Raw genomic sequence first — 21,354 nt, 5'->3', positions numbered from 1 at the left:
GCTACCCCTTAGAGCTTCATCAGGCTGGCGTCGTCGACCGAGGCCGAGTGGCGGGAGCGGAAGATCGTCACGATGATCGCCAGGCCCACGACGACCTCCGCGGCGGCGACGACCATCGTGAAGAAGGCGATGATCTGGCCGTCGAGGTTGCCGTGCATGCGGGAGAAGGTGACGAACGCCAGGTTGGAGGCGTTCAGCATCAGCTCGACGCACATGAAGACGATGATCGCGTTGCGCCGGATGAGCACCCCGGCCGCGCCGATCGTGAACAGCAGCGCCGACAGGTACAGGTAGTTGACCGGATTCACTTCGACGCCTCCTCGGAGCGCTGTTCCAGCTCGGCGACCTTGGCGACCGCCTCCGCGGACACGTCCCGGTACTGGCCGCGGCCGCGCAGCGTCGGGCTGACGCTGAGCTCCGAGGCCGTGCCGTCCGGCAGCAGGCCGGGGACGTCGACCGCGTTGTTGCGGGCGTAGACGCCGGGCGCGGGGGCCGGAGTGGGAAGGGGCCAGGCGGAGCCCGACGCCCCGGGCTGCCGGCCGGACGACACGGCCTCCCGCACGCGCCGTAGGCTGAGTTCGCGCTGGGTGGCGCGGGCCTCGGTGCGCTCGCGGTGGGTGAGGACCATCGCGCCGACGGCGGCGGTGATGAGCAGCGCGCCGGTGATCTCGAAGGCCCACACGTACTTGGTGAAGATCAGCGAGGCGAGTCCCTCGACGTTGCCGCCGGCATTGGCCTGGCCGACCCCCTGGAAGTTCTTGATCGAGGCGTTGGCGATGCCGGCGATCAGCAGTACGCCGAAGCCGATGCCTGCTCCGGCGGCCAGCCAGCGCTGCCCCTTCAGCGTCTCCTTGAGCGAGTCGGCAGCGGTGATGCCGACCAGCATGACGACGAAGAGGAAGAGCATCATGATCGCGCCGGTGTAGACGACGATCTGGACGACGCCGAGGAAGTACGCGCCCTGGGCCAGGTAGAAGACCGCCAGGACGAGCATCGTCCCGGCGAGCGACAGTGCACTGTGCACGGCCTTCTTCATCAGCACGGTCGCGAGCGCGCCGAGCACCGCGACGGTGCCGAGCACCCAGAACTGGACCGCCTCCCCTGTGGAGGTGGTGTACGCGGCCAGCGTCGTCAGGGTGGTCACGCCGTTCATGCCTCGCCTCCCGTCCCGGCCGGAGCGGTGCCGCCCGTCGCGGGGACCTGCACGTCCGCCGCGCCTTCGCGGTCCCGCTCGGCCCGCACCGTCTCGTCCGGCTTCTCGCCCTTGGAGACCGCGACCTGGCGCTCGGTGCCCGGGGCCGCGTGCGTCACCGCGCCGCGGTAGTAGTCGCCCTCGTCCATGCCGGGGAAGATCGCGTGCGGGGTGTCGACCATGCCCTCGTCCAGGCCCGCGAGCAGCTGCTCCTTGGTGAAGATCAGCGACTCGCGGCTGCTGTCGGCGAGCTCGTACTCGTTGGTCATCGTCAGCGCCCGGGTCGGGCAGGCCTCGATGCACAGCCCGCACAGGATGCAGCGGGCGTAGTTGATCTGGTAGACGCGGCCGTAGCGCTCGCCCGGCGAGTAGCGCTCCTCGTCGGTGTTGTCGGCGCCCTCGACGTAGATGGCGTCGGCGGGGCAGGCCCAGGCGCACAGCTCGCAGCCGACGCACTTCTCCAGCCCGTCCGGGTGCCGGTTGAGCTGGTGGCGGCCGTGGAACCGCGGCGCGGTCGGCTTCTTCTCCTCGGGGTACTGCTCGGTCAGCCGCTTCTTGAACATGGCCTTGAAGGTCACGCCGAAGCCGGCTACCGGGCCCAGGAACTCAGGCATCGTCGGCCTCCTTGCCTACGAGTTGACGCTCCGCACGGGACGGCCGCCGCGGGACGGGCGGCAGCTCCTGGCCGGGCAGCGGCGGTACGGGGAACCCGCCCGCCATGGGGTCGAACGGCTCCTGCGGCCCGGCCTGTTCGGCCGTCTCCCGGGCCTTGTCGCCGCGGTCGCGGAAGACGTCGAAGACCAGCGAGACCAGGAGCAGCAGGACCACGCCGCCGCCGACGTAGAGCACGATCGACTGGAAGTCGTAGTTCTCGTTGCGCAGCGCCCGGACGGTGGCGACCAGCATCAGCCACACCATCGAGACCGGGATCAGGACCTTCCAGCCCAGCTTCATCAGCTGGTCGTAGCGGACGCGGGGCAGCGTGCCGCGCAGCCAGATGAAGAAGAAGAGCAGCAGCTGCACCTTGATCACGAACCAGAGCAGCGGCCACCAGCCGTGGTTGGCGCCCTCCCAGAAGGTGCTGATCGGCCACGGGGCCCGCCAGCCGCCCAGGAAGAGGGTGGTGGCCACCGCCGAGACCGTCACCATGTTCACGTACTCGGCGAGCATGAAGAGCGCGAACTTGATCGAGGAGTACTCGGTGTTGAAGCCGCCGACCAGGTCGCCCTCGGACTCGGGCATGTCGAACGGCGCGCGGTTGGTCTCACCGACCATGGTGCCGATGTAGATGATGAAGGACACCGGCAGCAGCAGCACGTACCAGCGGTCCTCCTGCTGGGCGACGATCTGCGAGGTCGACATCGAGCCGGAGTAGAGGAAGACCGACGCGAAGGCGACGCCCATCGCGATCTCGTAGGAGATCATCTGCGCGCAGGAGCGCAGTCCGCCGAGCAGCGGATACGTCGAGCCGGAGGACCAGCCGGCCAGCACGATGCCGTAGATGCCGACGGACGCGGTGGCAAGGATGTAGAGGACGCCGATCGGCAGGTCGGTGAGCTGCATCGGCGTGCGGTGGCCGAAGATGGAGATCTCGTTGCCCGCCGGGCCGAAGGGGATCACCGCGACCGCCATGAAGGCCGGGATGGCCGCCACGATCGGGGCCAGCACGTAGACGACCTTGTCGGCCTTCTTGACGATGAGGTCTTCCTTGAGCATCAGCTTCACGCCGTCGGCGAGCGACTGCAGCATGCCCCAGGGACCGTGCCGGTTGGGGCCGATGCGCAGCTGCATCCACGCGACGACCTTGCGCTCCCACACGATGGAGAAGAGCACGGTCACCATCAGGAACGCGAAGCAGAAGACCGCCTTGATGGCGATCAGCCACCACGGGTCCCGCCCGAACAGGGACAGGTCCTCGGCGGCGAGCGTCGTCAGTCCCGTCACGGGGTCACCTCCGGTGCGGCAGCGGCGTCCACGGCGGCCGGGGCGATCCGGACGACCTGGCCCGGCAGGGCGCCGGTGTCCGAGGCGACTCCCCCGCCGGCCGAGTTGAGGGGCACCCACACGACCCGGTCGGCCATCGCCGTCACCTGCAGCGGCAGCCGGACCGTGCCCAGCGGACCGGACACCTCCAACGGCTCCCCTTCGGCGACGCCGATCTCCTCGGCGGTGGTCGCCGACAGGCGGGCGACCGCCGGGTGGCGGGTGCCGGCGAGGGCGTCGTCGCCCTGCTGCAGCAGGCCCTGGTCGAGGAGCAGCCGGTGGCCCGCGAGGACCGCCTCGCCGCTGCCGGGCTTCGGCAGCGGGCGGCCGGTCTCCTGCGGGCCCGCGGCGCGCGGGCCCTCGTACGGGGCGAGCCGGGCCAGCTCGGCGCGGGCCGAGCGGACGTCGGCGAGGCCGAGCGAGACGTCCATCGCGTCGGCCAGCATCGTCAGCACCCGGGCGTCCGGGTACTGGTGGCGCTGGACCTGCTGGGCCGGCTTGATCGCGGCCTCGAAGAGCCTGACCCGCCCCTCCCAGTTGAGGAAGGCGCCGGCCTTCTCGGCGACCGCGGCGACCGGCAGGACGACATCCGCCCGGTCGGTGACCTCGCCGGGGCGCTGCTCCAGGCTGACCACGAAGCCCGCCGCGTCCAGGGCCGCGCGGGCCCCGGCCGGGTCGGGCAGGTCGGCCGGTTCGACGCCACCGACCAGCAGCGCGCCGAGTTCCCCGCTCGCCGCCGCCTCCAGGATCCCGGCGGTGTCGCGGCCGTGGCGGGACGGGATCGTGGCCACGCCCCAGATCTCTGCGACCTCGTCGCGGGCCCGGGGATCGGTGACCGGGCGGCCGCCGGGCAGCAGCCCGGGCAGGGTGCCCGCCTCGACGGCGCCGCGCTCGCCCGCGCGGCGCGGGATCCACGCCAGCCGGGCGCCGGTGGCCCGGGCGAGACGTACGACCGCGGTGAGCGCGCCGGGCACGGCCGCCAGCCGCTCGCCGACCAGGACGACGGAGCCCTCGGCGCGCAGCGCCTCATGGGCGGTGGTGCCGTTGCCGTCGAGGCCCACGCCACTGGCCAGGGCGTCCAGCCACTCGGTCTCGGTGCCCGGCGCGGCGGGCAGCAGGGTGCCGCCCGCCTTCTCCAGGCCGCGGGTGGCGAACGGGGCCAGCGCGAAGGTGCGCTGCTTGTGCCTCCGCCAGGCCTTGCGGAGCCGCAGGAAGACGCCGGGCGCCTCCTCCTCGGCCTCCAGTCCGGCCAGCAGGACGGCGGGGGCCTTCTCCAGCAGGGTGTAGGTGACGCCGTCGCCGGACAGGTCCCGTCCGCGGCCCGCCACGACGGCCGCCAGGAAGTCGGCCTCCTCCGCGGAGTGGACGCGGGCCCGGAAGTCGACGTCGTTGGTGTCGAGGGCGACACGGGCGAACTTGGCGTAGGCGTACGCGTCCTCGACGGTGAGCCGGCCACCGGGCAGCACGCCGGTGCGGCCGCGGGCCGCCGCGAGTCCGCGGGCCGCGGCCTGAAGGGCCTCGGGCCAGCTCGCGGGCTCCAGTTCACCGGTGCCGGCGTTGCGGACCAGCGGGGTGGTGAGCCGCTCGGGGCGCTGCGCGTAGCGGAACCCGAAGCGGCCCTTGTCGCAGATCCACTCCTCGTTGACCTCGGGGTCGTCCTGCGCGAGCCGGCGCATGACCTTGCCGCGCCGGTGGTCGGTACGGGTGGCGCAGCCGCCCGCGCAGTGCTCGCACACGCTCGGCGAGGAGACCAGGTCGAAGGGCCGGGACCGGAAGCGGTAGGCCGCCGAGGTCAGGGCGCCGACCGGGCAGATCTGGATGGTGTTACCGGAGAAGTACGACTGGAAGGGGTCGCCCTCGCCGATGCCGACCTGCTGCAGCGCGCCGCGCTCCACCAGCTCGATCATCGGGTCGCCGGCGATCTGCTGCGAGAAGCGGGTGCAGCGCGCGCACAGCACGCAGCGCTCGCGGTCCAGCAGCACCTGGGTGGAGATCGGGACCGGCTTCTCGTAGGTCCGCTTGCGGCCCTCGAAGCGGGTGTCGGCCTGGCCGGCGGACATCGCCTGGTTCTGCAGCGGGCACTCGCCGCCCTTGTCGCAGACGGGGCAGTCCAGCGGGTGGTTGATGAGCAGCAGCTCCATCACCCCGCGCTGGGCCTTGTCCGCGACGTCGGAGGTGAGCTGGGTCCTGACGACCATCCCGTCGGTGCAGGTGATGGTGCAGGACGCCATCGGCTTGCGCTGGCCCTCGACCTCGACGATGCACTGGCGGCAGGCGCCGACGGGGTCGAGGAGGGGGTGGTCGCAAAAGCGCGGGATCTCGATGCCGATCAGTTCGGCGGCACGGATCACCAGGGTGCCCTTGGGCACGGAGATCTCGATGCCGTCGATGCTGACGGACACCAGGTCCTCGGGCGGCACCGCCGCCTCACCGGAAGCGGCGTTGGTGGTGACGGTCACGCGTTCACCTCCAGGTGAGACTTGTCGGCCCAGGCCGTGGACTTGGACGGGTCGAAGGGGCAGCCGCGGCCCTCCAGGTGCTCCACGTACTCGTCGCGGAAGTACTGGAGGGAGGAGAAGATCGGGCTGGCCGCTCCGTCGCCGAGGGCGCAGAAGGACTTTCCGTTGATGTTGTCGGCGATGTCGGCGAGCTTGTCGAGGTCCGCCAACGAGCCCGCCCCGCTTTCGATGTCCCGGAGCAGCTGGACGAGCCAGTAGGTGCCCTCACGGCAGGGGGTGCACTTGCCGCAGGACTCGTGGGCGTAGAACTCGGTCCAGCGGGTGACGGCCCGCACCACGCAGGTCGTCTCGTCGAAGCACTGCAGCGCCTTGGTGCCGAGCATGGAACCCGCGGCGCCGACGCCCTCGTAGTCCAGTGGGACGTCGAGGTGCTCGTCGGTGAACATCGGCGTCGAGGAGCCGCCCGGGGTCCAGAACTTCAGTTTGTGGCCGGGGCGCATCCCGCCGCTGAGGGTCAGCAGCTGGCGCAGCGTGACGCCCAGCGGGGCCTCGTACTGGCCGGGGTTGGCGACGTGGCCGCTGAGCGAGTAGAGCGTGAAGCCCGGGGACTTCTCGCTGCCCATGGAGCGGAACCAGTCCTTGCCCTTGTGCAGGATCGACGGCACCGAGGCGATGGACTCGACGTTGTTGACCACCGTCGGGCAGGCGTACAGACCCTCGACCGCCGGGAAGGGCGGGCGCAGCCGGGGCTGGCCGCGGCGTCCCTCCAGGGAGTCGAGCAGCGCCGTCTCCTCACCGCAGATGTAGGCGCCCGCGCCGGCGTGCACGGTCAGCTCCAGGTCGAAGCCGCTGCCCAGGATGTCCTTGCCGAGGAAGCCTGCCTTGTACGCCTCGTCCACCGCGTGGTGCAGCCGCCGCAGCACGGGGACGACCTCACCACGCAGGTAGATGAAGGCGTGGTGGGAACGGATCGCGTGGCAGGCGATCACCATGCCCTCGATGAGCGAGTGCGGATTGGCGAAGAGCAGGGGGATGTCCTTGCAGGTGCCGGGCTCCGACTCGTCCGCGTTGACGACGAGGTAGTGCGGCTTGCCGTCGCCCTGCGGGATGAACTGCCACTTCATCCCGGTGGGGAAGCCGGCGCCGCCGCGGCCGCGCAGTCCCGACTCCTTGACGAGGGCGATCACGTCGTCCGGGGGCATGGCGAGCGCCTTGCGCAGGCCCTCGTAGCCCTCGTGCCGGCGGTACGTCTTGAGCGTCCAGGACTGCGGATCGTCCCAGAAGGCCGAGAGAACGGGCGACAGCACCTTCTCCGCCGAGTCGACCATGGTCACCGCTCCTCCTCGCCTTCCGTCGGACGCTCCTGCGTGACCGGGCCCGCCGGGTGCTCCGGGTCGGAGACCGCGGAGTCCAGCGGGGCGTCGTGGGAGCTGAGGTGGGCCGCGGGCGTCTCGTCCTGCGGCGGGGCGGAGGGCTGACGGGGCACGCCCGCGCCGCTGCCCGGCAGGGACTCGCCGCGGGCGAGCCGCAGGCCCGCCAGCGAGGCGGGGCCCGCGCCGCCGCTCGCCTCGACGGCACCGGGGCGTTCGTCGGGGAACCCGGCGAGGATCCGGGACGTCTCCTTGTACGTGCACAGAGGAGCGCCGCGGGTGGGTTCGACGGTGCGGCCGGCGCGGAGTTCGTCGACGAGCCGCTTGGCCGACTCGGGGTCCTGGTTGTCGAAGAACTCCCAGTTGACCATCACCACCGGAGCGAAGTCGCACGCCGCGTTGCACTCGATGTGCTCCAGCGTGATCTTGCCGTCGTCGGTGGTCTCGCCGTTCTCGACGCCGAGGTGCCGCTTGAGCTCGTCGAAGATCGCGTCGCCGCCCATGACGGCGCACAGGGTGTTGGTGCAGACCCCGACCTGGTACTCGCCGGAGGGCCTGCGCCGGTACATCGAGTAGAACGTGGCCACCGCGGTGACCTCCGCCGTGGTCAGCCCCAGTTGCTCGGCGCAGAAGCGGACGCCGGTACGGGAGACATGGCCCTCCTCGGCCTGCACCAGGTGCAGCAGCGGCAGCAGGGCGCTGCGGCTGCCGGGGTAGCGCGCGATGATCTTCGCCGCGTCCGCGTCCAACCGCTGCCGTACGTCGGCCGGGTAGTCCGGCGCGGGCATCGCGGGGATGCCGAGTGATACCTCTGTCACCGGTCGACGCCTCCCATCACGGGGTCGATGGACGCCACCGCGACGATGACGTCGGCGACCTGGCCGCCCTCGCACATCGCCGCCATGGACTGCAGGTTGGTGAAGGACGGGTCGCGGAAGTGGACGCGGAAGGGGCGGGTGCCCCCGTCGCTGACCACGTGGACGCCGAGTTCGCCCTTGGACGACTCGACGGCGACATAGGCCTGGCCGGCCGGGACCCGGAAGCCCTCGGTCACCAGCTTGAAGTGGTGGATCAGGGCCTCCATGGAGGTGCCCATGATCTTCTTGATGTGGTCGAGCGAGTTGCCGAGCCCGTCCGGGCCGAGCGCCAGCTGCGCGGGCCAGGCGATCTTCTTGTCGGCGACCATCACCGGGCCGGGCTGCAGCCGGTCCAGGCACTGCTCGACGATGTCCAGCGACTGCCGCATCTCCTCCAGGCGGAGCAGGAACCGCCCGTAGGAGTCGCAGGTGTCGACGGTCGGGACCTCGAACTCGTAGTTCTCGTAGCCGCAGTACGGCTGGGACTTGCGCAGGTCGTGCGGCAGGCCGGTGGAGCGGAGGATCGGCCCGGTGGCGCCCAGCGCCATGCAGCCGGCCAGGTCCAGGTAACCCACGTCCTGCATGCGGGCCTTGAAGATCGGGTTGCCGGTGGCGAGCTTGTCGTACTCGGGGAGGTTCTTGCGGAACTTCTTCACGAACTCGCGGACCTGGTCCACGGCGCCGGGCGGCAGGTCCTGGGCGAGGCCGCCCGGGCGGATGTACGCGTGGTTCATCCGCAGGCCGGTGATCAGCTCGAAGACGTCCAGGATCATCTCGCGGTCGCGGAACCCGTAGATCATGATCGTGGTGGCGCCGAGCTCCATACCGCCGGTGGCGATGGCCACCAGGTGCGAGGAGATGCGATTCAGCTCCATCAGCATCACGCGGATGACCGAGGCCCGGTCCGGGACCGCGTCGGTGATGCCGAGCAGCTTCTCCACCGCCAGGCAGTACGCCGTCTCGTTGAAGAACGGCGTCAGGTAGTCCATGCGCGTCACGAACGTGGACCCCTGGGTCCAGGTCCGGAACTCCATGTTCTTCTCGATGCCGGTGTGGAGGTAGCCGATGCCGCAGCGGGCCTCGGTGACCGTCTCGCCGTCGATCTCGAGGATCAGCCGGAGCACACCGTGGGTGGAGGGGTGCTGCGGGCCCATGTTGACGACGATGCGCTCGTCGTCGGCCTTGCCGATGGTCTCGGCCAGCTCGTCCCAGTCGCCGCCGGTGACCGTGAAAACCCGGCCCTCGGTGGTCTCCCGCTCCTCGGCCTGCTGGGGTGCTTGCCTGAAGTCGTGCGTGCTCACGAGTACGACCTCCGCTGGTCCGGAGCAGGGATCTGGGCGCCCTTGTACTCGACGGGGATGCCGCCGAGGGGGTAGTCCTTGCGCTGCGGGTGGCCCTGCCAGTCGTCCGGCATCATGATCCGGATCAGGGCGGGGTGACCGTCGAAGACGATCCCGAAGAAGTCGTAGGTCTCGCGCTCGTGCCAGTCGTTGGTCGGGTAGACCTCGACGAGCGACGGGATGTGCCGGTCCGTGTCGGCGACGCTCACCTCCAGCCGGATCAGCCGGTTGTGGGTGATCGAGCGCAGGTGGTACACGGCGTGCAGCTCGCGGCCCTTGTCCTCGGGGAAGTGGACGCCGCTCACGCCCGTGCAGAGCTCGAAGCGCAGCGCGGGGTCGTCGCGCAGGGTCCTGGCGACCACGGGCAGGTGCTCGCGCACGACGTGGAAGGTGATCTCGCCGCGGTCCACGACGACCTTCTCGATCGCGTTGTCCGGGAGGAGGCCCTGCTCCTCCAGCGCGCCCTCGAGTTCGTCGGCGACGTCGTCGAACCAGCCGCCGTACGGACGGCTCGCCGCCCCGGGCAGCCGCACGGTGCGCACCAGGCCGCCGTACCCGGAGGTGTCACCGCCGCCCCGGGCGCCGAACATGCCGCGCTGGACGCGGATCGCCTCCCCGTGGTCGCCGCGCTGGCCGGGCAGCCCGGCCGCGTTGACGTCCTTGTCCGGGTTCGGGGTGTCCGGGGAATCCGTCATCGGAGGAGCCCCTTCATCTCGATCGTCGGCAGCGCCTTCAGCGCCGCTTCCTCCGCCTCGCGCGCGGCCTCTTCGCGGTTCACGCCGAGCTTGCTGTGCTGGATCTTCTGGTGGAGCTTGAGGATGGCGTCCATCAGCATTTCGGGACGCGGCGGACATCCAGGGAGATAAATGTCAACGGGCACCACATGGTCAACACCCTGCACAATTGCGTAGTTGTTGAACATCCCGCCGCTCGATGCGCAGACCCCCATCGAAATCACCCACTTGGGGTTCGGCATCTGGTCGTAGACCTGGCGCAGGACGGGGGCCATCTTCTGGCTCACCCGGCCGGCCACGATCATCAGGTCCGCCTGGCGCGGGGACCCGCGGAAGACCTCCATGCCGAAGCGGGCCAGGTCGTACCGCCCGGCCCCGGTCGTCATCATCTCGATGGCGCAGCACGCGAGACCGAACGTGGCCGGGAAGACCGATGCCTTCCGGACCCAGCCGGCCGCCGCCTCGACGGAGGTGAGCAGGAACCCGCTCGGCAGCTTCTCTTCAATACCCATGGCTATTCTCCGCCCCTAGTCCCATTCCAGGCCGCCGCGCCGCCAGACGTAGGCGTAGGCGACGAAGACGGTGAGCACGAAGAGGAGCATCTCGACGAGCCCGAAGACCCCCAGGGCGTCGAAGGTGACGGCCCAGGGGTAGAGGAAGACGATCTCGATGTCGAAGACGATGAAGAGCATCGCCGTCAGGTAGTACTTGATCGGGAAACGGCCACCCCCGGCCGGATGCGGAGTCGGCTCGATGCCGCACTCATACGCCTCCAACTTGGCCCGGTTGTACCGTTTCGGGCCGATGATGGAGGCCATGACCACGGAGAAGATCGCGAAGCCGGCCCCGAGGCCGCCCAGCACGAGGATGGGCGCGTAGGCATTCACGTCCCCGCTCCTTCCAGTCGACGATGACTGATGACGGACCGTGCCCGGACATGCGCCCCGCGCCACCTGGATCGACCCCATGTGAGGCAGTTCACAAGCCCAGACTGCCCGCATCCTATGCCTCCTGGTCTGTGATCTGCGACACGGGGTTCACTCTGGCCTTTGTGATCTCCGCCACCCGTCGAACGATCATGAACGGGGATGAGCGGTGATCTTCTCACTCAGTAATCCCAAACGATCACCAGAAGTCACATTCTCCTGTGTTTCCGCTGGTAAACAGGGGTGCCGCACTATCAGGACGCGACGAGTCGAGGCAAATTGGAGCCGGACCGGAGGACGTGGTAGCGACTCGCCACCCGTGCGGGTGAGCCGTGAAACGCCGCGCTGACGGCGGCCCGGAGCACGTGAACGCGCGCACGAGGATTTGAAGTTGAATGTCCGGAACGCCCTGAATAAGGAAGATCAAAAAAGGGACAATACCACTGGTCCGGAGCCAACTGTGGCGCATCACACTTTTGTTGAACGGAACCGACCGGGCCTGATACCCAAGTCTTCATGTCCCTTCAGACCTCGCATATACGCCGCCGGCGACGCGCCTCGCAGAGCCCCAACTGGGTGCGCCGCGCAGGAGTCGCCGGCGGCGTCATCGGAACGCTCGCCCTGACCGGAATGTCGTCTTCGGCGAACGCCGAGCCCTCGGCCACCGACCCGGCGACCACGGGGAGCATCCCCGTCATCCCCGCCCTCTCCACCACCGCCACCGCCGCGCAGGCCGCTGACGCCATCGACGAGACCGTCGTCGAGCAGCAGCTGGACGCCGCCCGCGCGCAGGCACGCACCGCGGCCATGAAGGCCGCCCAGAAGAAGAAGGCCGCCGCCGACGCGCGGGCCCGCGCCGCGGCCAAGGCCGCCAAGGCGCGCGGGACCGCGACCGCGTCCCGCTCCGCCGGGCGCACCGCGCTGGCCGCCTCCTCCTCCACCGCGACGGGCAGCGTCGCCTCCGTCATCGGCTTCCTGAAGGCCCAGGTCGGCAAGCCGTACGTCTACGGCGCCACGGGCCCCAGCGCGTACGACTGCTCCGGTCTCACCCAGGCCGCCTTCCGCACCATCGGCGTCGAGCTGCCGCGCACCTCGCAGGCGCAGTCGACCTTCGGCACCCCCGTGTCCGTGAGCGCGGTCCAGCCGGGCGACCTCGTCTTCTGGGGCGGCGTCGGCTCCGCCTACCACGTGGCCGTCTACATCGGCGGCGGGCAGTACCTGGACGCGGCGAACCCGAGCAAGGGCGTCGTCATCCAGCAGATGTCCAACTACATGCCGACGTCCGCCGTCCGCGTGCTCTGATCACGCGCCCCGTCCCCACGGAGGCCGCCGCCCCGCACCGGGCCGGCGGCCTCCTCCGTTCCGTGCCCGTGCGGTCCGCCGCCGCGAGGGGAGCCGCCGCATCGCACCCCGCGGCAGGCGGCCGCACACGAAGGTCCGGCCCCGCCGCAAGGAGAGGTACCGCACACGGGGCCGGACGACCGGGGGAGCCCCGGAGGGGGCTCACGGGCCGGAGCCCGGCTCCGCCGTGGCGGGTGGCCGGGCTCCGGGTTCATCGACGGTGGCAGTCACGGCCTCCGCCGTGCCAGACCCTGACCCAGTGGCCCGGCGTGCGGACCCATTTGACGCGGCCGTGGCTGGAGACCCGCACCAGGCGTCCGGGGCGGTACTCCAGCTTCCAGGAGCCCGAACCGAACGAGCACTGTCCCCGCCGGTCGCCCCGCCGGTCGTCGTCGTGACGGCCGTCGCCCCGCCGGTCCTCGTCACGCCGGTCGCCCCGCCGGTCGTCGCCCCGCCGGTCGTCGTCACGCCGGTCGTCGCCCCTGCGGTCGCTCGGACGGTTGTCCGTGGGTGCCGCCGAGGCCGGGCCGGCGGCGAGCACGCCCCCTCCGGCGAGCAGGACCGATGCGGCAGCGGCGGCCAGAACCTGGGTTATGCGCGTGCTCATGACTGCACCCTTCTCTTGATCACGGATCCCCGAGCAGTGATCAAAAGTATGAGCACAACGCCTCAAATCCCGCATTTCGGGCGCGAGCTGACTCCGGGGCAGACGCGCCTGACATCGATGTCAACGACATCGATGTCAGAGAATGGCGGACCGCCCCGCCCGCCTGCCTCCACCCGGGCCCGCGCGAACGTGCGGGCGGGGCACCAAAGTTCACCACCCGTCCCGGCGCACCGCGGTGCCCGGCGGAACAACGAAGGCCACGGCGCCGGGAGTTCGCTCCGGTGGCGAGCCGGCGTCCGGTCAGCCCAGGCGGGCGTCGAGCGCCCCGAGGTCGTCGACGAACCACGCGCGGTCGCCGCGGTTGCACTCGCGGACCAGGTCCCGAAAGGCCGTACTGGCCCCGGTGTACGCCGAGACGTCGCCCACGACGGCAAGCCGTATGCGGTAGTTGGCGAACTTCTGCAGGATCTCCCCCGCCAGTCCGGTGCGCAGGGCGAAGAACCGCTCGTCCAGCCTGCCGACGGGGACGGCCACCACCTCCGCCCGGTGGAAGGCGGATCCGATCACGTCGAGCGCGTCCTGGACGCCGGAGATCCGCGCGCCCTCCTCGCCGCAGACGAGGACGGGAACGCCCCGCCGCTCGGTCACCACGTCAGCCACGGTCCGCCTCCGGGTCCTCGGTCCGCTCCTCCGGGAACATGTCGTTCTCCCCTCCCAGGACGCCGTCGATGGTGCGCAGGACGTCCGCCGTCGCCGCGGCGCCGCCGAGCACCACGACCTTCAGCCGCGAGCGTTCGTCGTCGTAGACCGTCCGGACCCGGGCCAACTCGTGGGGGTCCCGCGCCATCTGGGCGCCGGCCACGAGCAGGGTGCCCAGGCGGTCGGCGGCGGCCGCCCCGATGCCTTCGACCTCGACGACGGCCGAGACCTCCACCCGGTGCCGGTCGGCGGCCGCCGGCCTGCCGGTGAGGGCGTCCAGGTCGGCCCGGGCGACGCGGTACTGCTTGCCGATGCGCACGGCCTTCAGTCGGCCGTCGCGGATGTAGCCGCGGACCGTCCGCACGTGCAGACCGAGCCGGTCCGCGACCTGCTCGACGGACAACCAGTCCCTCTCCATAAGTACGCATCCTACCCTGTAGGGGTAACGAAAGAGTTGTTCAGGTAATCCCCCGCAGCCGCGTGACGGCACAAGAAAGCCGCGCCGGCCCGTACGGAACGGGCCAGCGTGGCAAGCGGATGCCGAGGGGTCAGGAGCGCGGCGCCACCTTCGACAGACCGTTGATCACACGGTCCATCGCGTCGCCGCCCGACGGGTCGGTCAGGTTCGCCAGCAGCTTCAGCGTGAAGCGCATCAGCATCGGGTGCGTCAGGCCGCGCTGGGTCGCCAGCTTCATGACCTTCGGATTGCCGATCAGCTTCACGAAGGCCCGGCCGAGCGTGTAGTAGCCGCCGTAGGTGTCCTTGAGGATCCGCGGGTACGACTGGAGCGCCAGTTCCCGCTGGGCCGCGGTGCCGCGCGCGTGCGCCTGGACGATGACGTCGGCGGCGATCTGGCCGGACTCCATCGCGTAGGCGATGCCCTCGCCGTTGAACGGGTTGACGAGGCCGCCCGCGTCGCCGACCAGCAGCAGGCCCTTGGTGTAGTGCGGCTGGCGGTTGAAGGCCATCGGGAGCGCCGCACCGCGGATCGGCCCGGTCATGTTCTCCTCGGTGTAGCCCCAGTCCTCCGGCATCGAGGCGCACCAGGCCTTCAGCACCTCGCGCCAGTCCAGCTCCTTGAAGGAGGCGGAGGTGTTGAGGACGCCCAGGCCCACGTTGGAGGTGCCGTCCCCCATGCCGAAGATCCAGCCGTAGCCGGGCAGCAGCCGCGGGTTGCCGGGGACGCGCCGGTCCCACAGCTCCAGCCAGGACTCCAGGTAGTCGTCGTCATGCCGCGGCGAGGTGAAGTACGTGCGGACGGCCACGCCCATCGGGCGGTCCTCACGACGGTGCAGGCCCATCTGGAGGGAGAGCCGGGTGGAGTTGCCGTCCGCCGCGACCACCAGCGGCGCGTGGAAGGTGACCGGGGTCTTCTCCTCGCCCAGCTTGGCCTCGACGCCCGTGATGCGGCCGGTGCGCGCGTCGCGGATCGGGGCGCCCACGTTGCAGCGCTCGTAGAGCCGGGCGCCGGCCTTCTGCGCCTGACGGGCGAGGAGTTCGTCGAAGTCCTCGCGCTTGCGCACGAGCCCGTAGTCGGGGAACGAGGCCAGGTCCGGCCAGTCCAGCTGCAGCCGGACCCCGCCGCCGATGATGCGCAGGCCCTTGTTGCGCAGCCAGCCCGCCTCCTCGGAGATGTCGATGCCCATCGCGACCAGTTGCTTGGTCGCCCGGGGCGTCAGGCCGTCACCGCACACCTTCTCGCGCGGGAAGGCGGTCTTCTCCAGCAGCAGGACGTCGAGCCCCGCCTTCGCCAGGTAGTAGGCCGTCGTCGAACCGGCGGGCCCGGCACCTACGACGATCACATCGGCGCTGCGTTCCGAAGCGGCGGTCTCGGTCACGGTGCTCCTCGCTGCTCTGGGCTGATGCGGCCTGTCTGCGACCAGCCGGCGGCGGCCGGACCGGACCCGTGCAGTCTATGTGGCCCCCTCCGCGCGCGGACCGGGCGCCCCGCCTTCAGCGCACCGCGCGGTGCAGCGCCACGATGCCGCCCGAAAGGTTGCGCCAGGCGACCTTGGACCAGCCGGCCTTCTGCAGTCGCCCGGCGAGGCCGGGCTGGTCGGGCCAGGCGCGGATCGACTCGGCGAGGTACACGTACGCGTCGGGGTTGCTGCTGACCGCGCGGGCGACGGGCGGCAGCGCCCGCATCAGGTACTCGGTGTAGACCGTGCGGAACGGCGCCCAGGTGGGGTGGCTGAACTCGCAGATGACGACCCGGCCCCCGGGACGGGTGACCCGCAGCATCTCGCGCAGCGCGGCGTCGGTGTCGTGGACGTTGCGCAGGGCGAAGGAGATCGTGACGGCGTCGAAGACCCCGTCGGCGAACGGCAGCCGAGTCGCGTCGCCCGCGGTGAGCGGGAGGAAGGGGTGGCGGCGCTTGCCCTCGCGGAGCATGCCGAGGGAGAAGTCGCAGGGCACCACGCGGGCGCCCGCCTCGGCGAAGGGCAGGGAGGAGGTGCCCGTGCCGGCGCCCAGGTCCAGCACGCGCTCCCCGGGACGGACGGCGAGGGACTGCGCGACGACCTTGCGCCAGCGGCGGTCCTGGCCGAGCGACAGCACGTCGTTGGTCAGGTCGTAGTTGGCCGCGACGTCGTCGAACATGGCGGCGACTTCGTGCGGCTGCTTGTCCAGGGAGGCTCGGGTCACGCCCCCATTGTTCACCCGGCGGCCCCGCGCTCCGCGCAGGGGCCCCGGCTGCGGTGAGCGGCCACCCGGCCGACGAGGCGCACGGGTGGCCGCTCAGGCCCTGCGGTGCAGGAGCCGGCCGGCGACGACGGTGGCGAGGCAGGCGCCGTGCTCGTCGAAGACGGCGAAGTCCGCCCGGGCGCCCGGCTCCAGAGGCGGGGCCTGACGCGCCGGCAGCAGGCCGCTGCGGTCCAGGGCGGAACGCAGAGCGGGGTCGGCCGGGGCGGTGGCGACGGCCGTGACCCCGCGCAGCAACAGGGCGTGCACGCGTTCGCGCGGGGTGGGGGCCGGCGGGAGCTCGCCCTCGTGGGTCAGGCCCGGACGCAGCGCGCCGGGCCAGGTCCGGACGCGGGCGCCCGGGTGGTCCGCCCGTACCGCGTCGAGCGGGCCCACGGCGGCGACGAGGCCGCCGTCCACCACCACGGCCGGGCCGTCGGTCCCGGCATGGATCGTCAGCATCGGCGCTGGTCAGGAAGTGCTGAGCAGCTTCAGTTCCGGGTGCGCCGTGCCGCCCTCGATCGCCGTCGACGACAGGTGGGAGACGACGTGGTCGTCGACCGGGTCGTTCGCCGGGTCGTCGTGGACGACGAGGTGTTCGTAGGTGGTGGCGCGCTGGGCCGGGACCCGGCCCGCGGCGCGGATCAGGTGGATCAGCTCCATGCGGTTGGAGCGGTGCTTGGCACCGGCCGAGGAGACCACGTTCTCCTCCAGCATCACCGAGCCGAGGTCGTCGGCGCCGTAGTGCAGCGACAGCTGGCCGACCTCCTTGCCGGTGGTGAGCCAGGAGCCCTGGATGTGGGCCACGTTGTCCAGGAAGATCCGTGCGATGGCGATCATCCGCAGGTACTCGAAGAGCGTGGCCTGGGTCCGGCCCTTCAGGTGGTTGTTCTCGGGCTGGTAGGTGTACGGGATGAAGGCGCGGAAGCCGCCCGTACGGTCCTGCACGTCACGGATCATGCGCAGGTGCTCGATGCGCTCGGCGTTGGTCTCGCCGGTGCCCATGAGCATCGTGGACGTCGACTCCACGCCGAGCTTGTGCGCGGTCTCCATGATCTCCAGCCAGCGCTCGCCGCTCTCCTTCAGCGGGGCGATCGCCTTGCGCGGCCGCTGCGGCAGCAGTTCGGCGCCTGCGCCCGCGAAGGAGTCCAGGCCCGCGGCGTGGATACGGGCGATGGCCTCCTCCACCGGCACCTTGGAGATGCGGGCCATGTGCTCGACCTCGGAGGCACCGAGGGAGTGGATGACCAGCTGCGGGAAGGCCTGCTTGATGGCGCTGAAGTGCTTCTCGTAGTACTCGACGCCGTAGTCCGGGTGGTGGCCGCCCTGGAACATGATCTGGGTGCCGCCGAGTTCGACCGTCTCCGCGCAGCGGCGCAGGATGTCGTCGAGGTCGCGGGTCCAGCCCTTGGCCGTGTCCTTGGGCGCGGCGTAGAAGGCGCAGAACTTGCACGCCGTCACGCAGACGTTGGTGTAGTTGATGTTGCGCTCGATGATGTACGTCGCGATGTGCTCGGTACCCGCGTAGCGGCGGCGGCGCACGGCGTCGGCTGCGGCACCGAGGGCGTGCAGGGGCGCGGAGCGGTAGAGGTCGAGCGCCTCCTCGGGCGTGATGCGGCCGCCGTCGGCGGCACGGTCGAGGACGGACTGCAGGTCGGCGTTCTCGCTCACCGGGGCGTCCCTTCCGAGGGTCGTTGACGGACCCGCTCAGCCTACGCCAGGGGGTCAGCCGCCCTGCTTCCTGAGGTCCCCTTCCGGCTGACCGGCCAGGGAGTCGCCCGAGCGGTAGTGCAGCGAGCCGTCCGCGTTGAGGGCGAAACGCTCGTCGGCCGAGCCGTCCGAGCAGACCCCGGGATGCGGGTTGGTGCCGCCACTGGTGTCCAGCACGACGCTCTTCTCCGTGGCCTCGGCGAGCTTCCAGTCGCCGCTGCAGTCGTAGGACGTGCCGAGCAGGTCCAGCACGCTCTTGTCGCGGCCGACGACCGCGCCGACCTTGCCCTCGCGCAGCGTGATCTCCATCGTCCCCGGCACGCCGTGGGCGGTGACGGTGTCGCCCTTCCACGTACCGACGAAGGCCTTCGGGAGGGCGTCCAGCCGCGGCCCCGAGGCCGGCGGCGGGGAGGAGGACGCCGGGGAGGAGGATGTGGCCGAGGACGCCGTCGAGGGCCCGGAGTCCGCGTTGTGCGAGGGGCCGCGCTCACCGCCCTTGGCCTGCTCCGAGCCGTCGACGAGGCCCGGCAGCACGAGCGCCAGTGCCACGGCGGCCGCGACCAGCACGATCCCCGTGGCGGCCAGAGCGGCGGCGCGGCCGCGCCGCTGGCCCGGGGCGGGGGTGGGCGGGGGCGTGGCGGCCGGCGGCGGCGCGTCGTGAGGTTCGGTCAGCGAGGGCGGCGGGCCGAACGACCCGTACGAGGGGTGCGAACCGTACGAGCCGCGGCTGCCGCCCGGCCCGCCGGCGGTCCCGTCCGCGGTACCGGTGACCGGGCCGTTCGGGCCCGGTGGCGGAGCGGGTTCGAGGTCGAGCAACTCGACGGCCTGCCGCCCCAGGCGCTCCGTCAGCGGGGCCGGCAGCCAGCCGGACCGCACCAGCGACGCGGCGTCGCCGCCGGGGGCCAGCAGTTCGGCGAGCCCGCGGGGCGTCGGACGCACCGCGGGGTCCTTGGCCAGGCAGGACTCCGCGATCCGGCGCAGCTCGTCGGGGACTCCGTCGAGTTCGGGCTCCTCGTGGGCGACCTTGTAGAGCAGGACCGCCGCGCTGTCCCCGGTGAAGGGACCGCGGCCGGTCGCGGCGAAGGCCAGCACCGCGCCGAGGGCGAAGATGTCGGCGGCGGGGCCGGTGGGTCCGCCGGTGACCTGCTCGGGCGCCATGTAGCCGGGCGAGCCGACGACCACGCCCTTGCTGGTCAGGGCGGCCGTGGCGTCCATGGCACGGGCGATGCCGAAGTCGATCAGCACCGGGCCGTCGAGCGAGAGCAGCACGTTGGACGGTTTGATGTCGCGGTGCACCAGCCCCCGCCCGTGCACGGCCTCCAGCGCCTCGGCGAGCCCCGCGCCCAGCGCCCGTACGCCCTGCGGCGTCAGGGGCCCGAAGGTGGCGACGGCCTCGGACAGGGCGGGACCGGCGACGTAGCGGGTGGCCACCCACGGCACCGGCGAGTCGGTGTCGGCGTCCAGCACCGGCGCGCTCCACGCGCCGCCGACCCGGCGCGCCGCGTCGACCTCGCGCTGGAACCGGGTGCGGAACTCCAGGTCGTCCGCGAGCTCCGAACGCACCACCTTCACGGCCACCGTCCGGCCGCCGGGGCTGCGCCCCAGGTAGACCCGGCCCATCCCGCCGGCCCCCAGCCGGCCGAGGATGCGGTACGGGCCTATCGCCGGGGGGTCGTTCGCTTGCAGGGGCTGCATCTGCGCGCCTCTCACCGGTGCGGAAGGTCAGTGGAGTTGTACCCGTGGCCGCCGTGGTCACCCCAGCCGTCGCGGCTGCCGCCTGAGCGGGTCCGGAGGCCGTCGCCACGGCCGGGGCCGCCGACGATCGCAGTGGGCCCGCGGGCCCTGCCCGGGCCGGCGGCGGGGCGCCACCGGCCCGTACGGGTCAGCCCCCGGCGCCCAGCAGTTCGACGCGCGCCTGCGCCGGGAAGCCCACCCGGCGGGCGAACTCGGCGATGCCGGTGAGCTGCTCGGGGCCGAGCGAGAAGTCCAGGGTGGTGAAGTAGCGCTGGAGTGTGCGGGCGTCGAAGGCCTCCCAGCGGGCGGCCTGCTCGGCGACCTTCTCCACCTCCTCCATGCTCAGGTCGCGGGAGGCGAGAAAGGCCTGGTGCACTTCGTGCACCGCGTCGGGACGGGCCGCCAGGTAGTCGCGGCGGGCGGCCCAGACGGCGAAGACGAAGGGCAGCCCGGTCCACTCCTTCCACATCAGCCCGAGGTCGTGCACCTCCAGGCCGAGCCGCGGCGCGTCGTGCAGCGAGGCACGCAGCGCCGCGTCCCCGATCAGGACGGCGGCCTGGGCCTCCTGCATCATCAGCGAGAGATCGGGGGGGCACGTGTAGTAGTCGGGCTCGACCCGGTACTGCTCGGCGAGCAGCAACTGGGCCAGGCGGACCGAGGTGCGGCTGGTGGAGCCGAGGGCGACCCGGGCGCCGTCCAGCGAGCCCAGCGGGACCTGGCTGACGATCACGCAGGACATCACCGGGCCGTCGCAGCCGACGGCGATGTCCGGGAGCGCTACCAGGTCCTCGGCGTGCCGGAGGTACTCCATGAGGGTGATCGGACCGACGTCCAGGTCCCCGGCGACGAGCTGGGCGCTCAGCTTCTCCGGCGTGTCCTTGGTCAGCTCCAGGTCGAGCAGGGCACCCGTTCGGGCCAATCCCCAGTAAAGGGGTACACAATTCAGGAACTGGATGTGCCCGACGCGAGGCCGGGCCCGGCGCGCACCACCGGCGGATGGAAGAGGCGCAGATTTGTCCACATCAGGAGGCTAGACCCCCGCCCCCGGGATCTTCCGGCGGGGCCCGGTCACCCACGCCGGGCCATCGGGAGTCGGCACCGCGTTCACTCCGCGTTCGCGCCTCGCGCGGCACGGGGGAAATCCGATCTTGTCGCTCTTCCCCGCCGCAGATGCTCCGTGCTACTGTCGTCGCAAGTTGCAGTTTGGTTTCCCTTGCAGTACAGAGCCTGCGGAGCATGTGACCGCGGGCTTTTGTAGTTTTCAGACTTCTTGCAGTGAGCAGGGCAGGTTCTGGAGCAGGGCAACCCTTTGGCCCAAGGAGGGCTTATGGCTACCGGAACCGTCAAGTGGTTCAACGCCGAGAAGGGCTTCGGCTTCATCGCCCAGGACGGCGGCGGCCCCGATGTCTTCGTCCACTACTCCGCGATCAACGCCTCCGGCTTCCGTTCGCTGGAGGAGAACCAGGCGGTGACCTTCGACGTCACGCAGGGTCCGAAGGGCCCTCAGGCGGAGAACGTCACCCCCGCCTGATCGCGGACTGACGCGCAGTAACCGACGAGCAGTACCAAGGAGCCCCGCACGGTCGTGCGGGGCTCCTGCCTTTCGGGCGCCGCGGTCGGGAAACCGCGTAAAGCGGCTTCGGTCTCCCGTGCGAAGTCGGCGGCGACGACCGCGCGGCGCAGTTTCATGGACGGGTGAGATGGCCGCCGACCGCTCCGTGAA

The 21,354-nt window shown here is 71.3% G+C and carries 22 protein-coding genes; 2 read left to right on the top strand and 20 right to left on the bottom strand.

The features are described from left to right. Positions 1–8: 8 nt before the first annotated feature. From nuoK to AC3EUJ_RS10835, 11 genes are read right to left on the bottom strand one after another with little or no spacing between them, the layout of a single operon-like run. Complete coding sequence (nuoK, locus tag AC3EUJ_RS10885) at positions 9–308, bottom strand: NADH-quinone oxidoreductase subunit NuoK (RefSeq protein ID WP_431960877.1); 300 nt, start codon at positions 306–308, stop codon at positions 9–11. Beyond that, positions 305–1,153: an NADH-quinone oxidoreductase subunit J gene (locus tag AC3EUJ_RS10880; protein ID WP_431960876.1), complete on the bottom strand. Its 849-nt coding sequence runs from the start codon at positions 1,151–1,153 to the stop codon at positions 305–307. The genes nuoK and AC3EUJ_RS10880 overlap by 4 nt, the downstream gene beginning before the upstream one ends. Continuing rightward, positions 1,150–1,806 (bottom strand): NADH-quinone oxidoreductase subunit NuoI, encoded by a 657-nt coding sequence (gene nuoI, locus AC3EUJ_RS10875; RefSeq protein ID WP_431960875.1) that lies wholly within the window; start codon positions 1,804–1,806, stop codon positions 1,150–1,152. Before nuoI ends, AC3EUJ_RS10880 begins: the two co-directional genes overlap by 4 nt. Continuing rightward, positions 1,799–3,136 carry an NADH-quinone oxidoreductase subunit NuoH gene (gene nuoH, locus AC3EUJ_RS10870; protein WP_431960874.1) on the bottom strand — a complete coding sequence of 446 codons (1,338 nt, stop codon included), beginning with the start codon at positions 3,134–3,136 and terminating at the stop codon, positions 1,799–1,801. Before nuoH ends, nuoI begins: the two co-directional genes overlap by 8 nt. After that, a complete protein-coding gene (locus AC3EUJ_RS10865; RefSeq protein WP_431960873.1) occupies positions 3,133–5,634 on the bottom strand; it encodes an NADH-quinone oxidoreductase subunit G in 2,502 nt (833 codons plus the stop codon). Before AC3EUJ_RS10865 ends, nuoH begins: the two co-directional genes overlap by 4 nt. After that, positions 5,631–6,962 carry an NADH-quinone oxidoreductase subunit NuoF gene (gene nuoF, locus AC3EUJ_RS10860; protein WP_431960975.1) on the bottom strand — a complete coding sequence of 444 codons (1,332 nt, stop codon included), beginning with the start codon at positions 6,960–6,962 and terminating at the stop codon, positions 5,631–5,633. The genes AC3EUJ_RS10865 and nuoF overlap by 4 nt, the downstream gene beginning before the upstream one ends. A gap of 2 nt (positions 6,963–6,964) precedes the next feature. Continuing rightward, positions 6,965–7,792 carry an NADH-quinone oxidoreductase subunit NuoE gene (nuoE, locus tag AC3EUJ_RS10855; protein ID WP_431960974.1) on the bottom strand — a complete coding sequence of 276 codons (828 nt, stop codon included), beginning with the start codon at positions 7,790–7,792 and terminating at the stop codon, positions 6,965–6,967. Between the two features lie 26 nt (positions 7,793–7,818). After that, entirely contained in the window at positions 7,819–9,162 is a 1,344-nt protein-coding gene (locus tag AC3EUJ_RS10850; RefSeq protein WP_431960872.1) for an NADH-quinone oxidoreductase subunit D, read from the bottom strand. Beyond that, positions 9,159–9,896: an NADH-quinone oxidoreductase subunit C gene (locus tag AC3EUJ_RS10845; RefSeq protein ID WP_431960871.1), complete on the bottom strand. Its 738-nt coding sequence runs from the start codon at positions 9,894–9,896 to the stop codon at positions 9,159–9,161. Before AC3EUJ_RS10845 ends, AC3EUJ_RS10850 begins: the two co-directional genes overlap by 4 nt. Next, on the bottom strand, positions 9,893–10,447 hold the full coding sequence (locus AC3EUJ_RS10840; RefSeq protein WP_018558792.1) for a NuoB/complex I 20 kDa subunit family protein: 555 nt from the start codon (positions 10,445–10,447) through the stop codon (positions 9,893–9,895). The genes AC3EUJ_RS10845 and AC3EUJ_RS10840 overlap by 4 nt, the downstream gene beginning before the upstream one ends. Positions 10,448–10,462: 15 nt before the next feature. Beyond that, positions 10,463–10,822, bottom strand: a complete 360-nt coding sequence (locus tag AC3EUJ_RS10835; protein ID WP_018558791.1) for an NADH-quinone oxidoreductase subunit A — start codon at positions 10,820–10,822, stop codon at positions 10,463–10,465. A gap of 555 nt (positions 10,823–11,377) precedes the next feature. Between AC3EUJ_RS10835 and AC3EUJ_RS10830 the strand changes: the two genes are divergently transcribed. Continuing rightward, positions 11,378–12,163 (top strand): C40 family peptidase, encoded by a 786-nt coding sequence (locus tag AC3EUJ_RS10830; protein WP_431960870.1) that lies wholly within the window; start codon positions 11,378–11,380, stop codon positions 12,161–12,163. Positions 12,164–12,413: 250 nt separating this feature from the next. On the opposite strand, the gene AC3EUJ_RS10825 is transcribed toward AC3EUJ_RS10830, so the two are convergent. The 9 genes from AC3EUJ_RS10825 to AC3EUJ_RS10785 form a co-directional block, all read right to left on the bottom strand. Further along, entirely contained in the window at positions 12,414–12,809 is a 396-nt protein-coding gene (locus AC3EUJ_RS10825) for a hypothetical protein (protein WP_431960869.1), read from the bottom strand. 300 nt (positions 12,810–13,109) lie between these two features. Next, positions 13,110–13,469, bottom strand: a complete 360-nt coding sequence (locus tag AC3EUJ_RS10820) for a DUF4180 domain-containing protein (protein ID WP_431960867.1) — start codon at positions 13,467–13,469, stop codon at positions 13,110–13,112. Next, complete coding sequence (locus AC3EUJ_RS10815; RefSeq protein WP_431960866.1) at positions 13,462–13,926, bottom strand: helix-turn-helix domain-containing protein; 465 nt, start codon at positions 13,924–13,926, stop codon at positions 13,462–13,464. Before AC3EUJ_RS10815 ends, AC3EUJ_RS10820 begins: the two co-directional genes overlap by 8 nt. Positions 13,927–14,056: 130 nt before the next feature. Continuing rightward, positions 14,057–15,346, bottom strand: a complete 1,290-nt coding sequence (locus AC3EUJ_RS10810; protein WP_431960865.1) for a geranylgeranyl reductase family protein — start codon at positions 15,344–15,346, stop codon at positions 14,057–14,059. Positions 15,347–15,461: 115 nt separating this feature from the next. Beyond that, positions 15,462–16,151 (bottom strand): demethylmenaquinone methyltransferase, encoded by a 690-nt coding sequence (locus tag AC3EUJ_RS10805; protein ID WP_431960864.1) that lies wholly within the window; start codon positions 16,149–16,151, stop codon positions 15,462–15,464. A gap of 93 nt (positions 16,152–16,244) precedes the next feature. Then, positions 16,245–16,649: an imidazolonepropionase-like domain-containing protein gene (locus tag AC3EUJ_RS10800; protein WP_431960863.1), complete on the bottom strand. Its 405-nt coding sequence runs from the start codon at positions 16,647–16,649 to the stop codon at positions 16,245–16,247. A gap of 9 nt (positions 16,650–16,658) precedes the next feature. After that, on the bottom strand, positions 16,659–17,858 hold the full coding sequence (mqnC, locus tag AC3EUJ_RS10795; RefSeq protein ID WP_431960862.1) for a cyclic dehypoxanthinyl futalosine synthase: 1,200 nt from the start codon (positions 17,856–17,858) through the stop codon (positions 16,659–16,661). 54 nt (positions 17,859–17,912) lie between these two features. After that, on the bottom strand, positions 17,913–19,592 hold the full coding sequence (locus AC3EUJ_RS10790) for a serine/threonine-protein kinase (protein ID WP_431960861.1): 1,680 nt from the start codon (positions 19,590–19,592) through the stop codon (positions 17,913–17,915). Positions 19,593–19,779: 187 nt separating this feature from the next. Beyond that, on the bottom strand, positions 19,780–20,652 hold the full coding sequence (locus tag AC3EUJ_RS10785) for a menaquinone biosynthetic enzyme MqnA/MqnD family protein (protein ID WP_431960860.1): 873 nt from the start codon (positions 20,650–20,652) through the stop codon (positions 19,780–19,782). A 306-nt stretch (positions 20,653–20,958) separates the two neighbouring features. On the opposite strand from AC3EUJ_RS10785, the gene AC3EUJ_RS10780 reads away from it, so the two are divergent. Next, positions 20,959–21,162 (top strand): cold-shock protein, encoded by a 204-nt coding sequence (locus AC3EUJ_RS10780; protein ID WP_004943697.1) that lies wholly within the window; start codon positions 20,959–20,961, stop codon positions 21,160–21,162. The last annotated feature ends 192 nt before the right edge of the window (positions 21,163–21,354 follow it).

The organism is Actinacidiphila sp. bgisy160 (assembly GCF_057707815.1).
This window is presented reverse-complemented; position numbering and strand designations above follow the sequence as displayed.

Coding starts and splice junctions, on each gene's coding strand:
- AC3EUJ_RS10880 (WP_431960876.1), bottom strand. CDS start 1,153: ATGAACGGCGTGACCACCCTGACGACGCTGGCCGCGTACACCACCTCC.
- nuoI (WP_431960875.1), bottom strand. CDS start 1,806: ATGCCTGAGTTCCTGGGCCCGGTAGCCGGCTTCGGCGTGACCTTCAAG.
- nuoF (WP_431960975.1), bottom strand. CDS start 6,962: ATGGTCGACTCGGCGGAGAAGGTGCTGTCGCCCGTTCTCTCGGCCTTC.
- nuoE (WP_431960974.1), bottom strand. CDS start 7,792: ATGCCCGCGCCGGACTACCCGGCCGACGTACGGCAGCGGTTGGACGCG.
- AC3EUJ_RS10845 (WP_431960871.1), bottom strand. CDS start 9,896: ATGACGGATTCCCCGGACACCCCGAACCCGGACAAGGACGTCAACGCG.
- AC3EUJ_RS10840 (WP_018558792.1), bottom strand. CDS start 10,447: ATGGGTATTGAAGAGAAGCTGCCGAGCGGGTTCCTGCTCACCTCCGTC.
- AC3EUJ_RS10830 (WP_431960870.1), top strand. CDS start 11,378: ATGTCCCTTCAGACCTCGCATATACGCCGCCGGCGACGCGCCTCGCAG.
- AC3EUJ_RS10825 (WP_431960869.1), bottom strand. CDS start 12,809: ATGAGCACGCGCATAACCCAGGTTCTGGCCGCCGCTGCCGCATCGGTC.
- AC3EUJ_RS10815 (WP_431960866.1), bottom strand. CDS start 13,926: ATGGAGAGGGACTGGTTGTCCGTCGAGCAGGTCGCGGACCGGCTCGGT.
- AC3EUJ_RS10800 (WP_431960863.1), bottom strand. CDS start 16,649: ATGCTGACGATCCATGCCGGGACCGACGGCCCGGCCGTGGTGGTGGAC.
- AC3EUJ_RS10790 (WP_431960861.1), bottom strand. CDS start 19,592: ATGCAGCCCCTGCAAGCGAACGACCCCCCGGCGATAGGCCCGTACCGC.
- AC3EUJ_RS10780 (WP_004943697.1), top strand. CDS start 20,959: ATGGCTACCGGAACCGTCAAGTGGTTCAACGCCGAGAAGGGCTTCGGC.